The organism is Acinetobacter sp. UBA1496, from assembly GCF_002324975.1.
In the GTDB taxonomy this organism is placed as follows: Bacteria; Pseudomonadota; Gammaproteobacteria; order Pseudomonadales; family Moraxellaceae; genus Acinetobacter; species Acinetobacter variabilis.
Window position 1 is genome coordinate 25,262 of record NZ_DCRI01000047.1, and the last position, 13,717, is coordinate 38,978.

Consider the following 13,717-nt stretch of genomic DNA (forward strand, 5'->3'; position numbering starts at 1 on the left):
AAATGCACGCATCACAATAAAGGTGCGAGTACTATGCAACAAATGTGGACAGATATTGACCGCTACATTGATTCACATTTAATTCCTGAAGATCCTATCCTGAATCAAACTCTTGAAAATACTGCTGCACATGGTTTTCCAGATCATTTGGCTGTTGCGTCAAATCAGGGAATGCTGCTGCAAATGCTGATCCAAATGAATAAGTGCAAACGTGTACTGGAACTGGGAACCTTTGCTGCATATAGCACCATATGGCTGGCTCGTGCCCTACCTGAAGACGGTTATATTCTGACCATTGAAGGCCGTGACACGCATGCTGCCATGGGACAGGAAAATATTGATCGTGCACAGTTAAAACAGAAAATTGAGCTGAAATGTGGCCGGGCTGCAGATGTGCTTCGTGCCCTGCCTGAAGATACTGAAGCCTTTGACTTTATTTTTATTGATGCTGATAAGCAAAGCTATCCTGAATATCTGGAGCTAAGCTTAAACCTTTCTCACTCCGGTACCATCATTTTCTTGGACAATGTGATTCGTGCCGGTGATATCATCAATCCGGACAATAAAAAACCAAGTATTGAAGGCATTCGTGACATGTTTAAAGCACTGGAAAATCATCCACGTATCTTATCTTGTACTGCTTTACAGACTGTCGGTAGCAAAGGCCATGATGGTTTTGCACTCGCAATTGTTAAATAAAATGACTAGAACAAAAATCAGCCAATAAAGTATTCCTGATAAATAACATCATCTTACAGAATGTGACCACAGAGTTATCCACAATATATGAGGATAACTCTGGTTATTTTTAATTCAAGCTGTAACAATTTATCAAAAAATACATCTCTGCCACTTTTGTTATCCTCTTTTTACTTTGCTACCAATAATGGCACTTTAGAATTGCGGAAAATCGTTGTCGCAATACTGCCCAAGAAGAACTGGTGGATCTTGCTGTGACTGAATGCCCCCAAGACAATTAACTGAATCCCATGTTCCTGCTGATAAGACAGGATATTTTCAGCCACTTCTCCATAGCGGTATTCTGGAACGACCTCTAGTCCTGCTTCTGTCAAATATTGCAGAGGCTCATTCAGGATTTCCACATGATCCCCGATATAAAGCAGATGACATTGTAATTGTCTTAATAAATCACTTTCTGCAATACGTTTCATCATCTTCACACAGGTTGGTGAATATTCATAAGCAAAGATAAAACGTGTCGGTGGTCTGAAATGTTCCCCTACAGTCATCACTGTACAGTTAGCACCACGGATAAAGTTTTCTACATTGGTGCCGATTGGCTTGTTTTTCTCGGCAGAACGTTCACCGAGTAATCCAATGACTGCAATATCATCAGGTTTTAGAATCTGAAAGCTTTGTTCCAGAAAATCGCCCTTTTCCTGAATATGCGTGGTGCGGATGCCATAATCTTTAAAGATACGGTCCGAAATGTGCTGGAGCAGATTATTACTATAGCTGAGTGCGATTTCACTTTGCTTCTGTTCCAGCTCAGCCAGCTCTTTAAGCAACATGGCATTGCTTTCAAAGCCAATCACACCGCTAATTTCCCCAAGATGATAACTGGCCGGGTAATAATCCAGAACCTGTAATAAAACCAGTTCACGACCGGTCTGTTTGGCAATCCATGCAGCCGCATCTGCAAGCGCGTTCGTGCATGGTGAGGAGTCTATGCAGGCAATGACACGTTTCATGTTCAGCCTCTCTTTTATAATAAAATTTCTTAGTTATTTTTAACTTAGCACAAGCATTAGTAAATGTGCACTGAAATCTGTAAGGCTTGAATTGAAATATGTTAACTTTTATGTGATGTAATAAGGCCTTTACCGAATATTAAGCACCTGATATAAATCCTTTTTCCAAGCACCTCTTTCACTATGTTAATCCCGATATCGAATCAATTTTGCCGGATTTCCGGCGACAATTGCACGCGCTTCAATATCCTTCGTGACCATGCTATTCATGCCTATGATCGCCTGATCGGCAATTTTCACCCCATCTTTAATGCCGACGTGGGCACCTAGCCAGACATCCCGACCAATCTCAATTCCTTTAGAGCTGACCGGCTGCTGATAAATGGGCTGCTCCAGTTCCATCCCATGATCAAAGGCATATAGGTGACAATAAGCTGCGATGCGTACCTGATCATACAGTTTAATGCCCATCCGACCACCATCCAGTATACAGTGATGATTGATTGCGACTTCGTTACCTATCTCTAAAGGACCATGTAGCATACAATCTGCCGCAATAAAGGTATTGTCCCCGATAATAATTTTACGCCCCGGCTCCGCGAAAATATGTGCAAGAGGCGAAATAAAACAGTTTTCACCAATCTCGACTGTTTCCATCTCCATTAGATAGGTCTGATATTCTTTCTGCCAAGCTTCAGCCCAACCACGATTCTTCGGTTTTAAGGACCAATATAGCCAAGGCATATAGTTCAGACGATGTTTATGCTGCTCGCGATATTTCAGTAATGGATCTTGTTCAGTCATCTGTGGCTTCTTCTATGATTTTTAATTGTTCACGACCGCGAGTGACATCCTGAATTTTTAAAGCAAAAGGTTCAATCTGATGTTTCTGGAATTGTGCCTGAACCTGTACGCCTTCAGCCGTATATTCTTCCTGATAAGCAATCTGCTGCTGATTCAGCTCATACTGAAAAATGGCCCATTCATTAAATTGGCAGGCAAATTCGACTTTTTTCTTTTCAATCAGTTCAATTTTTTCAGCTAATAACAAACATTGTCCAGCACAGCCCCCATAGGCACGTACCAGTCCGCCAGTCCCTAGTTTAATACCGCCATACCAGCGATTCACCAGTACCAGTACATTGGTTAGCTCATTGCCCTCAATAGTCGCAAGGATCGGCCGACCTGCTGTACCCGATGGCTCACCATCATCATTAAAGCGTACATGATGACCGATTTTCCAGGCCCAGCATTGATGAGTCGTAGTCGGATCACGATAGGTTTCCAGAAAATCCTTCACATCCTGCTCATTTTCTACAGGTGTGGCAAAGGCCTGAAATCGGCTTTTTTTGATGTCTTCCTCAAAACTGACAAGGCTAGCAATGGTAAATGGCATAACTTCAGGCATTCAAATTTCACCTGTGCAGTATACTTGTTTTGATGGGGCAAAGAAAAAGCCTCTCTATACGAGAGGCTTGATTCAATTTAATTTTATTAATTACTTTTAAATTTAACGTTCACGCAATGCTTCTTTAGCCTTGTTGAATGGCTTGATCAGATAGTCCATTACCGTTTTTGCGCCGGTACGAATGTCTACAGAGGCCACCATCCCTGGTGTGATATTAAACTCCTGCCCGGCGGCATTTCTCAATTTGTCACTATCGGTACGGATATACACACGATAGTAGAACTGATCCTGTTTGACTTCATCCCGCAAGGTATCTGGTGAAATCACGGTCACTTTACCTTTTAGGCCACCATAAATCGAGTAATCATAGGCAGTAATCTTAACCAGCGCTTCCTGATCAGGACGGATAAAAGCAATATCACGTGGTGAAATTCGGGCTTCAACCAGTAATTTTTTCATCCAGAGGCACGATAGTCATCAGCTTGCCATTTTGCGGTACTACGCCACCCAAAGTCATGACATCAATTTCTTTGACCACGCCACGGACTAGAGATTTAAAAATGCTCCGGTTCAAGGTATCCGACTTGCCGCGTACCACCTGTTACTGGGTTTCCACATCAGTATTGGCTTTGGACAGTTCTTCCCGTGCTTTCACATAATATTGGTTGCGAATATCATTCATCTAGTTACGCAGGTCATTGGCTTCACGCTTCAACCGTAAAACTTCAACTTCACTGGCTGCCTCTTTAGCCACCAATGGCGCGGTCATTTCCAGTTCCTGTTGTACCAGTTCTAATGCCTGTTGCAAGCCGGCAAGAGATTCTTCCAGATTGGCAAGACGTGACTGATACAGTGCGGTTTCTTCTTTAACCAGTTTCGGGTATTTCAGCACTTCTTCTGGGAAAGACAACGGCGTACCACTTACTTCTGCACGTAACCGGGCAGAAGTGGCGCGTGAAGCGATCAGCAAGGATTCTGATTCACCGACATTTGATTCGAAGCGGGTTGGATCGAGCTATGCCAAGACTTGGCCACGCTCTACAATCTCACCTTCTTTGACATTCAACTTGGTTAGAATGCCACCCTCCAGAGACTGAATCACCTGTTCTTTGGAAGATGGAATGACTTTACCCGTACCGGTCGAAACCTCTTCCAGTTTAAATAACCAGGCCCACGTCAGCAGTATTAACAAACCAATGCCCACAATCCAGATAATCAGACTGGATTTAGGTAATGGTGGTTCTTGAAAGCTCACTTTGTTTGAACGCATTAATGTATGTGGTTCACTCATGCGCTTGCTCCCACGACCCGTTTAGTTCCTACCTGTGACTGATTTAATATTTGATCTCGTGGACCATCCATGACAATTTTGCCATCATTGACCACAAGAATACGGTCAACTAACTCCAGTACGGCGCGACGATGCGTTGCTACTATCAGCGTACGATGGGTTAAATACCCTTTAAGATGATCAATCAACTGTTTTTCTGACACATCATCAATGGCAGCGGTCGGTTCATCCAGTAGCAAAATCTTTGGTTGACGAATCAACAACCGCGCTAATAACAAGGCTTGGCGCTGTCCACCAGAAAAGCCGACACCACCCTCTAAAATGATATGATCCAGCCCTTCTTTTTTCTCCTGTACAAATCCCAGTGCACCGGTAATTTATAAGGCTTCCAGAATTTGCTGATCGGTGGCCAAAGGTGCATCCAAAGTCAGGTTTTCACGAATTGAACCATAAAATAACTGCGAGTTCTGATTTAGCAAACTCATATCACGCCGCACATCTGACGGATCAATCAGGGTCAGATCAATCCCATCCAGCTTGACCTTGCCTTGTGCTGGAGTTTGCATACCCGACAACAGTTGCAACAGCGTCGATTTACCTGCACCGTTACGACCCAGAATTGCTATTTTTTCACCGGGCTTGAATTCCAGTTTTGGAATGACCAGACTTGGTTGAGGATCATCATCGCCATATTTGAACACCACACCACTCAAATCATAATGACCATCTAATACAGGACGGTGAATCAGGTGTGAATAATCCGGCTGATCCACCGGTTTTTTCATCAATTCATCCAGACCGCCTTTAGCAACTTTGGCTTGTTGTAAACGCCCTAAGACACCGGTGATTTGTGAAATAGGTGCCAGCATCCGTGATGACAAAATTGAACAGGCAACTAAAGCACCTGTGGTCATCTCACCATCCATCACTGCAAATGCACCCACCAAGACCACAATGGCAAAGGTTAAACCCTGAATTTTTTGAGTCCATGCGGTCATCAATCCAACAATTTTACGTTGTTGCATGCTGACATCAGCAGAGACTTCATTCATGTGATTCCATTGGTTCTGGAAGCGGGTTTCAGCTCTTAACAGCTTGATATCTTCAATCCCTTGTACGGCTTCAACTAATAAGGCATTACGGATTGCGGACTCACACATTCCCAACTGTGCCAGCTTGGCCAGTTTTTTCTGTGCCAGAATCCCAGGAAGAATCATGAGTGGTACTACCAGTAGCATGACCCAGAACAGGTTACCGCCAATAATCCAGAAGATTCCTAGGAACAGGAAGAAGAACGTCAGATCTGCAATTGCCCTCACGGTAGTTGAAGTGACCAGTTCACGCACACCTTCAAGTTCACGAATCTGTGAAATAAACGTTCCGGTCGATTTGGAACGCTCACTGTTTTTAATCCTTAAGGAATGCCCAAATACCCGGTCAGATATTTTCAGGTCAGCCCGTTTACCAATAATGTCGGAGAGATAAATACGGGATACCCGCAATACAAACTCGAAAATGGCCGCAATCAGTACACCACCGGCCAACACCCATAAAGTGGGAATCGATTGTGAAGGAATGACACGGTCATAAACGTTCATCGAGAAAACAATAGTTGCCAAAGCCAAAATATTGGCGATTAAAGAGGCAAACATCACATCGATATAGCGTTTCCAGTCTTTCAAAACAATTGACCAGAACCAGTTTTTCTCAAAGGGCTTGATGTATTCGTCGACACGCGCATCCGGCACAGAAGACTCTGGTCGCAGGATATAAACATGCTCCGCACCTGTTTCTAACTGCTCAATCGTAAAACTTTGCGATAAACCAGCATTTCCACTCAGTTGTACACTGACATTGCCTTGTGTGTCGATACGTTCAATAACACCAACATCTCCGCTATCAAATTCAACCAGTAAGGGCAAACGCCAGGGATTCAGCAAACTGCTATCAAATTTATTTTTGCGGACATTTAATCCCATCTGACGGCTAACAATCTTGAGCATTTCATCAATGTCATGATGCTGGTTCCAGTCCAGTTGCAGACGTATCCGCTCCTCAGATGGTTCGATCCGATAATGCTTGGCAATGTTCAAAACTGCCTGAAGCCACAGCTGATAATTTATTGTAGTACTCATGGCTGAACTTCAAACCCCTGAATAGAAATACGTTAAGCGCGTAAATATCCCGTGTGCGACCTGTCACCTGAATGTATTGCACAATCGCCGAATAGATGTCATAGCGCGCTGATTCAAATTCCTGTGCTGCGCTGTGAATAGCCTGTTCTGCGTTTAATAAATCCACTACAGTCCGTGTGCCCAATTTATATTGTTCTTGATATAGCTCTTTGGTTCGTACCGTGGTTTCACAGCGCTGAGCCAGGACATCCATTTGTCTTTGTTTATTTTCAATCTGTTCCCGGATTAAGCGAACCTGATCCAGTACATCCAGATAGACAGTATTGACCTGTGCGCGTGCAGCTTCTTCGGCATAACTGGCAGCACGTGCCTGAGACCGAACAGCTCCCCCCTGATAAAAATTACTGCTGGCTTCAATCATGATTGAATTATAAAAGCCATCATCTTCATTATTATTCGGATTTCGACCATTAACCGCCTGACTTAAGCTACCTTTCAGATTAATAGTCGGATAACGGCTTAAACGTGCCTGATCTTTTTGCAATCGGGCTGTTCGGCAATCTTGGTAATTTCCTGATAGCGTTTGACATGGACAATAGCATCCGCTACTTCCAGTGCAACCTGATCCAGACTCACTAATACTCTTGCCTGGTCTTCTGCCAGTCTCGCCTCTTCAACACTGACATTGGTTTTAATCTTGCCAAAGTCATATAGCATCTGGGTAGCATTCAGAGAGACTACCTGACGTCCACGTTCACCTGAGGTCAAATCTCCAGTACCTACACCGCCAGATAACTGCGGATAATAGGCTGCTTTGGCCACATCAATATTGGCTGCCTGTGCAGATCAAGACGAAATACTTTGGGCAATTTCCGGACGACGCTGAACTGCTGTATGAACCGCCTCAATTAGACTCATTTTTGCAGGAATATCAGCATTTATAGGCCGAATTGAAGATTGTCCCTGCTGCGGTCGAGTAATCTGCGGCAGTTCAGCCACCTTTGAGGTATCCAGTGAGTACTGACTGAGTGAGCTAATATCAATCGTTTGCGCAGATCGCGTTGGCTCTGGTGCAATCAGTTTTCCTAATCCACTTTTAATATTATTAAAATAATTTTGTGAATTTTCTGCATGTACGAATGGCACAGATAAAGGTAAAAGAAGAATGATCCATATTCCCTTATTTTTATCTATTATCCCCTGAACATTTTTTAAGTGCTGCACCCTAAATTGCATAATAATGAATGTTTCGTGTTTTAGCCTAAAAATATATCAAATCATACAAAAAGATAGCTTTTTCGTCTTAATTTAAGTAAAAAAAAACCCACATTTGACGACTAAAGTCTTAATGCGGGTTTTTTCTGATAATGAAAATTTTCTATACAGTAAAGTCATCACCCAGATAAACTTTACGTACCGTTTCATTGGCCAAAATTTCTTGTGCCGTGCCTTCAGCAATGACTGAACCTTCGCTGACAATATAGGCATGTTCGCAGATGGCCAAAGTTTCACGAACGTTGTGATCGGTAATCAATACACCAATTCCACGATCTTTCAGCGTGGTAATAATATCTTTAATATCACCCACGGAAATCGGGTCAACCCCGGCAAAAGGTTCATCCAGTAACATGAATTTTGGGTCGGCCGCCAAAGCACGGGCAATTTCAGCACGACGACGTTCACCACCCGACACGCTCATACCCAATGAATCTTTGATATGGGTAATCTTAAAGTCTGCCAGCAATTCTGCCAGGCGCTGCTGACGCTGAGCTTTGCTTAAATCCTTACGGGTTTCCAGAATCGCCATGATATTTTCAGAAATGGTTAGTTTTCTAAAAATAGAAGCTTCCTGAGGTAAATAGCCAATCCCTTTACGCGCACGTTCATGCATCGCCAAGTCCGACAAATCCAGATCATCCAGATGGATTTCACCCTTGTCCATACGCACCAGACCCACCACCATATAGAAACTGGTGGTTTTACCTGCACCATTAGGCCCTAAAAGCCCAACAATTTGCCCACTTTCCATACTGAAGGAAACGTCCTTGACTACCCAGCGTTTACTATAATTTTTCGCCAGATGCTTGATGACTAAAGTTTGAACCTGATGCGTCTGTGTCATTAATCACGTGCTCCCGGAAAGGATTTCGAAGATGAAGGTGGAATCACGATTTGTACACGACCTGCTGCTGAACCGGTTTTATTTGGTGTACCTGTTGCTTCAATATCGCCTTTATTCATGCTGTATTTCAGCGTATTACCACGTATACTAGCGCCATCTTGCTGCAAGTAGGCATTTCCAGACAGGGTAATAATCCCAGTTTCCGCATTATAGACAATTTTCTGTGCCTGACCTTTGGCCAAACCTTTGGCAGGATCAACTTTCTGCTGAAATTGAGCCGGGCTACCTGTTGCCGTAATCAGGCTGATCTGTTTTTTATTATTCAGATTCGCCACAATCGAATTGGCCTGCAATTTCATGGTGCCCTGTTCAATGATGACATTACCCGAATATGTCGTGACTCCGGTACGCTCATTAAAAGTCGCACGGTCAGCTAATAAGGTAATTGGTTGGTTACGGTCAGATGGCAATGCAAACGCAGTGGCTGAACCCAATGCAACCAGACTTAACAACGCGGCGCGCTTAAGGAAAGTGTTCATCATTTTAGCTCTAGGAATTTGGTTCATACTTTCCTCGAATATTAAAGAATTCGTATTGACCATCATTAAGATTGGCTTTTAGGCCCTGACTGATAAATTCAGCCTGTGGAGATTCAACAATGACGGTTTTATCGGTTTCAATTTCACGTATTTTCGGAAAAGCCGTCAGCTCCTCGGTGTGGAACTGCATTTTTCCATTTTGCATGATCTTGGTCGCCAGCACTTCTTGAGAAAGTACAACTTTTGTATTGTCATCATAACCGTTGCCCTGTTTGGCAAAAAATGTCGCATCAACCTGACCGTCTTTATAGGTCGTTGCCTGCAGATTTTTGAGACTCGAAGTCTCTAGCTGCAGGTTTTGTTCAAGCTGGTCGACCTGGGCACGTACAGACAACATGCCCTTTTCATCAGTTTGGGTTAAGTTAATATTATTTGCAGAATAGGTCATGCTACGTGCAGAATCAGTCTGCAACTTATTGCCCTTACCGCTGTAATAGTAATAACCACCACTTATTGCGGCAATGATAATAGCCGTAAGATATAAAACTCTAGTGTCCATAAGCGGTGTACTTAATCCAGGATGTATGACTTATTAATAAGGCGCACGAGTATATTTTTCAAGTAACTCTTGGTACTTACCTTTGGACATCAGTAACATGTCACAAATCTCGCGTACCGCACCACGACCACCATAGGCCTGCGTTACCAGATCAGCACGACGACGTACTTCAACATGCCCGTTTGGGACAGTCACTTTCATACCTGCAATCGCGAAGGCAGACAGATCAGGCCAATCGTCACCCATGTATAAACAGTCTTCAGGGTCAATATTGAGCTGAGTACAAGCTTCACGTAAAGCAGTCCCTTTATCTTCGCGGCCCTGATAAACCAGATCTACGCCCAAATCCGACATACGTTTCTGTACGATATTGCTTTGACGTCCAGTGATAATGATCACTTTGAGTCCAGCTTGCTGTACCAGTTTCATGCCCAGACCATCACGGATATCAAAAGATTTGATTTCATCGCCCGTATTGGTCAATGTGACAAAACCGTCGCTTAAAATACCATCTACATCAAGTACCAGTGCCTCAATATGACGTGCCTGCTCTAATAATACGTAAGATGCCATTTATTAATTTACCCCAGCCTGAATCAGGTCATGCATACTAATTACACCAATGACTTTATTGGTATCATTAACCACAACAAATTGATTAATTTTACGTTCGTTCATTTTTTCCAGTGCAACGACAGCACGCGCTTCCTGAGAAATCGTCAGCGGATTTTTGGTCATCACTTCCTGAATCGGTAAATTGACATCAAAACCTTGCTGTTTGTCGATCAGGCGGCGCAAGTCACCATCAGTGAAAATACCCAGCAGAACATCATTTTGATCCACAATTGTGGTTAAACCTAGGCGTTTATTTGAAATCTCGTATAAAACTTGATTCATCGGTGTATCTGGTGACACTTTTGGCAATTCCGAACCTGTATGCATGAGATGTTTTACATGCAGCAATAAACGTTTACCCAAGGCACCCGCTGGATGTGATAGTGCAAAATCATCAGCAGTAAAACCACGTGCATCCAGAAGAGCGACAGCCAGTGCATCACCCAGCGCTAAAGTTGCCGTTGTACTCGAAGTCGGTGCCAGACCAAGCGGACAGGCCTCTTGAAGATGACCCAAAGTTAAAGCCACATCAGCATTTTGTGGCATTGGACCTTTAGCATCACCGCTAATAGTAATTAGAGGAATTTCCAGACGCTTGATCAAAGGCATCAGCATCATGATTTCATCGCTTTTGCCTGAGTTTGAAATGGCAATCAGTACATCACCCGGTACCAGCATTCCAAGATCACCATGCCCTGCCTCGCCTGGGTGCATGAAGAATGAAGGCGTACCCGTAGAGGCAAAAGTTGCCGCCATCTTACGGCCAATATGCCCGGATTTCCCCATCCCGGTAATCACCAGACGACCTTTGCACTGCAAGATAATTTCACATGCCTGACTAAAACGCTCATCGATCTGCGTGGCTAAAATCTGTAATGCTTGTTCTTCGATACGCAAGGTTTCAAGTGCAACTTTCTGGAAGTCTATTTGATTTGGCATATTTGGTGGGTTCAAAGTAGGTTTACCTTAACTCTATACAGAGTTGACTCAGTCTAGCAAAAAATAATTTTCGCAATTTTATCATATCTATGCAAATGTCAGGTTTCAAAATGTAGAGCTTTTCATAAAACTTAAACAGAATGTTTAGAAATTTCCCTGACTGAAAGCTCTTCCATATTCAGAATTTCATTATGTAAATCAGTTCTGATTTTCCTTTTTATTTTGCGTAGGCAATAAAAAACCCCAATCTTCCGATCAGGGTTTTTTGAATTTTGGAGCGGGAAACGAGACTCGAACTCGCGACCCCAACCTTGGCAAGGTTGTGCTCTACCAACTGAGCTATTCCCGCAATATGGGAGTGAATTATAGAGAGTTTCTGCTAACTGTCAACTCTCTATTGATTCAACTGTCGAATTAATCGGCACGACGCCATACAGTTCCTTGACGGGTATCTTCCAGCACCACCCCTTGGTCTAATAAAGACTGGCGGATTTCATCGGCACGAGCAAAGTTTTTCTCTTTTTTGGCATCTTTACGTTGCTGGATCAGATCTTCAATCTGCTCTTCAGACAAGCCTAAAGCTTCCTGACCAATATCAGACTTTAAGAATTCGTCGACATTGTGCTGTACCAGACCCAGAATATTGGTGAGATGGCGCAAAGTGGAATAATAAACGGTAGCCTGCTGCTGATTCTGGTCTTTTACCGCACGGTTCAGCTCTTTATTCAGTTCAAATAATACAGCAATGGCTTCTGGCGTATTGAAGTCATCTCGCATTGCCGTATTAAAACGCTCAACAAAGTCTTGATCTAACGTATCAACCAGTTGTTCGCCATATACTGCCTGATAAGCTTTGAAAGAATGATAGAAACGCATTAGCGTATTTTTCGCTTCTTTTAAAGCTACATCTGAATAGTTCACCGGGCTGCGGTAGTGTGAAGATACGATAAAGTAACGCACCACTTCCGGATGGAATTTTTCAATCACATCACGGATGGTGAAGAAGTTACCCAAAGACTTCGACATTTTTTCGCCATCAACATTGATGAAGCCGGCATGCATCCAGTAGTTCACATACTGTTCACCTGTCGCTGCTTCAGACTGTGCAATCTCGTTTTCATGATGCGGGAAGCTTAAGTCAGCACCACCGCCATGAATATCAAAATGATTGCCGAGGCAGCAGGTAGACATGGCTGAACATTCAATATGCCAGCCTGGACGGCCATTGCCCCATGGTGATGCCCAAGAAGGTTCATTTTCTTTGGCATGTTTCCAAAGTACAAAGTCAAACGGGTGTTTTTTCTCAACTTCGACGTCTACACGTTCAGAAGCGCCTGCCTGCATATCTTCCAGTTTACGGCCTGAGAGACGCCCGTATTTGGCGAATTTTTCAACCTCGAAGTAAACATCGCCATTATTTGCCGGATATGCAGTCCCTTTTTCCACCAGCGTACCAATCATGTTTTGCATCTGATTGATGTAATCAGTGGCTTTTGGTGCTTCATCCGGTGCAAGACAGCCTAATTTGGCAAAGTCTTCATTCATGGCATCAATAAAACGGCTGGTCAGTGATGAAATGCTTTCCCCATTTTCATTGGCACGTTTAATAATCTTGTCGTCAATGTCAGTGATATTGCGTATGTATTTAACCTTCCAGCCCTGACTACGCAAGAAACGAATAATATAGTCAAATGCAACCACCGTGCGTGCATGTCCAATATGACAGTAGTCATAGACCGTCATCCCACAAACATACAGATCAATCTGACCTTCTTTACGAGGCACAAATTCTACTTTTTTACGTTGCTCTGAGTTATATAGAACAAATGGTTGCATAGGTCTTCTAGAATGCTTTTACAAATGATGGCTCATCTTAACCTAAGCATTATTTTTCATAAAGTTTTAAGAAAAGTTTTCAAGACTTTTTCTGCGGTTATTTCTATATTGTTAAAAAAACCAGCAACTGCTGGTCTTTTTAGATATCAGGATTTAGCTTCAGTTTTGCACTGTATTAACATCTGCTTGTTTTTTGGACCTAATGAATTACTTAGACTGGTATTTAAAACACGCGCATAGTTTTGATGATCTTTCTGGTAGAAATCTACCGTAGCCCCCTGGTACTCGGCGGTAGTTATATATTGATAATCGTCAAAAGATTTTTCAGACTTAGGCTCAATTGACTTTAATAAAGCACGCTTTTGTTTAGCAGAAATCAAGCGCAAAATGCTTTTTTCACCAATAACATAAGATAGATTATGAGCTTTCTCTTTTGAACAATCCAAAGCATAACGGCCTTTTAATTCCCCTAAAGATAGTTTCACAATAGTCTGTTCAATTGTTGCGAACACTGAACCTGACACAAGCATAGCCCCAAGACCAATTAGGGTCTGTTGACAT

Annotated in this window: 11 protein-coding genes, 1 tRNA gene and 3 pseudogenes; 1 reads left to right on the forward strand and 14 read right to left on the reverse strand. The window is 43.0% G+C overall.

Annotated elements, in window-relative coordinates; translation table 11 throughout:
* Positions 1-33 precede the first annotated feature (33 nt).
* Positions 34-699: an O-methyltransferase gene (locus B3143_RS05185; RefSeq protein WP_286739747.1), complete on the forward strand. Its 666-nt coding sequence runs from the start codon at positions 34-36 to the stop codon at positions 697-699.
* A 170-nt stretch (positions 700-869) separates the two neighbouring features.
* Here B3143_RS05185 and B3143_RS05190 read toward each other — a convergent pair whose 3' ends face one another.
* From B3143_RS05190 to B3143_RS05255, 14 genes and pseudogenes are all read right to left on the reverse strand, one after another.
* Positions 870-1,712: a universal stress protein gene (locus B3143_RS05190; RefSeq protein ID WP_034703837.1), complete on the reverse strand. Its 843-nt coding sequence runs from the start codon at positions 1,710-1,712 to the stop codon at positions 870-872.
* Positions 1,713-1,898: 186 nt separating this feature from the next.
* Positions 1,899-2,516 carry an acyltransferase gene (locus B3143_RS05195; protein WP_286739749.1) on the reverse strand — a complete coding sequence of 206 codons (618 nt, stop codon included), beginning with the start codon at positions 2,514-2,516 and terminating at the stop codon, positions 1,899-1,901.
* Positions 2,509-3,108 carry an IMPACT family protein gene (locus tag B3143_RS05200; RefSeq protein WP_286739759.1) on the reverse strand — a complete coding sequence of 200 codons (600 nt, stop codon included), beginning with the start codon at positions 3,106-3,108 and terminating at the stop codon, positions 2,509-2,511. Before B3143_RS05200 ends, B3143_RS05195 begins: the two co-directional genes overlap by 8 nt.
* A gap of 114 nt (positions 3,109-3,222) precedes the next feature.
* Positions 3,223-4,411 (reverse strand): annotated as a pseudogene (locus tag B3143_RS05205) (HlyD family efflux transporter periplasmic adaptor subunit).
* A pseudogene (locus tag B3143_RS05210) lies at positions 4,408-6,546 on the reverse strand (type I secretion system permease/ATPase). Before B3143_RS05210 ends, B3143_RS05205 begins: the two co-directional pseudogenes overlap by 4 nt.
* Positions 6,543-7,782 (reverse strand): annotated as a pseudogene (locus tag B3143_RS05215) (TolC family protein). Before B3143_RS05215 ends, B3143_RS05210 begins: the two co-directional pseudogenes overlap by 4 nt.
* 142 nt (positions 7,783-7,924) lie before the next feature.
* Complete coding sequence (lptB, locus tag B3143_RS05220; RefSeq protein WP_286739751.1) at positions 7,925-8,668, reverse strand: LPS export ABC transporter ATP-binding protein; 744 nt, start codon at positions 8,666-8,668, stop codon at positions 7,925-7,927.
* The gene (lptA, locus tag B3143_RS05225; protein WP_004786229.1) at positions 8,668-9,234 is read right to left on the reverse strand and encodes a lipopolysaccharide transport periplasmic protein LptA; all 567 of its coding nucleotides are present in this window, start codon (positions 9,232-9,234) and stop codon (positions 8,668-8,670) included. The genes lptB and lptA overlap by 1 nt, the downstream gene beginning before the upstream one ends.
* The gene (gene lptC / locus B3143_RS05230; RefSeq protein WP_005235213.1) at positions 9,218-9,766 is read right to left on the reverse strand and encodes an LPS export ABC transporter periplasmic protein LptC; all 549 of its coding nucleotides are present in this window, start codon (positions 9,764-9,766) and stop codon (positions 9,218-9,220) included. The genes lptA and lptC overlap by 17 nt, the downstream gene beginning before the upstream one ends.
* A gap of 33 nt (positions 9,767-9,799) precedes the next feature.
* Positions 9,800-10,339, reverse strand: coding sequence for a KdsC family phosphatase (locus tag B3143_RS05235; protein ID WP_286739754.1), 540 nt, complete (start codon positions 10,337-10,339; stop codon positions 9,800-9,802).
* A gap of 3 nt (positions 10,340-10,342) precedes the next feature.
* Positions 10,343-11,320: a KpsF/GutQ family sugar-phosphate isomerase gene (locus B3143_RS05240; protein WP_286739756.1), complete on the reverse strand. Its 978-nt coding sequence runs from the start codon at positions 11,318-11,320 to the stop codon at positions 10,343-10,345.
* 273 nt (positions 11,321-11,593) lie between these two features.
* Positions 11,594-11,669: transfer RNA gene (locus tag B3143_RS05245), tRNA-Gly, on the reverse strand.
* 65 nt (positions 11,670-11,734) lie between these two features.
* Complete coding sequence (gene cysS, locus B3143_RS05250) at positions 11,735-13,156, reverse strand: cysteine--tRNA ligase (protein ID WP_286739757.1); 1,422 nt, start codon at positions 13,154-13,156, stop codon at positions 11,735-11,737.
* A 146-nt stretch (positions 13,157-13,302) separates the two neighbouring features.
* Positions 13,303-13,717, reverse strand: a 415-nt coding sequence (locus B3143_RS05255) for a hypothetical protein (RefSeq protein WP_286739758.1), incomplete at its 5' end; no start/stop codon positions are given.

What these genes read in the sequence shown, in the direction of transcription:
- cysS (WP_286739757.1), bottom strand. Translation starts at nt 13,156, where the DNA reads ATGCAACCATTTGTTCTATATAACTCAGAGCAACGTAAAAAAGTAGAA.
- lptB (WP_286739751.1), bottom strand. Translation starts at nt 8,668, where the DNA reads ATGACACAGACGCATCAGGTTCAAACTTTAGTCATCAAGCATCTGGCG.
- B3143_RS05185 (WP_286739747.1), top strand. Translation starts at nt 34, where the DNA reads ATGCAACAAATGTGGACAGATATTGACCGCTACATTGATTCACATTTA.
- B3143_RS05195 (WP_286739749.1), bottom strand. Translation starts at nt 2,516, where the DNA reads ATGACTGAACAAGATCCATTACTGAAATATCGCGAGCAGCATAAACAT.
- B3143_RS05240 (WP_286739756.1), bottom strand. Translation starts at nt 11,320, where the DNA reads ATGCCAAATCAAATAGACTTCCAGAAAGTTGCACTTGAAACCTTGCGT.
- B3143_RS05235 (WP_286739754.1), bottom strand. Translation starts at nt 10,339, where the DNA reads ATGGCATCTTACGTATTATTAGAGCAGGCACGTCATATTGAGGCACTG.
- B3143_RS05200 (WP_286739759.1), bottom strand. Translation starts at nt 3,108, where the DNA reads ATGCCATTTACCATTGCTAGCCTTGTCAGTTTTGAGGAAGACATCAAA.
- B3143_RS05190 (WP_034703837.1), bottom strand. Translation starts at nt 1,712, where the DNA reads ATGAAACGTGTCATTGCCTGCATAGACTCCTCACCATGCACGAACGCG.
- lptA (WP_004786229.1), bottom strand. Translation starts at nt 9,234, where the DNA reads ATGAACCAAATTCCTAGAGCTAAAATGATGAACACTTTCCTTAAGCGC.
- lptC (WP_005235213.1), bottom strand. Translation starts at nt 9,766, where the DNA reads ATGGACACTAGAGTTTTATATCTTACGGCTATTATCATTGCCGCAATA.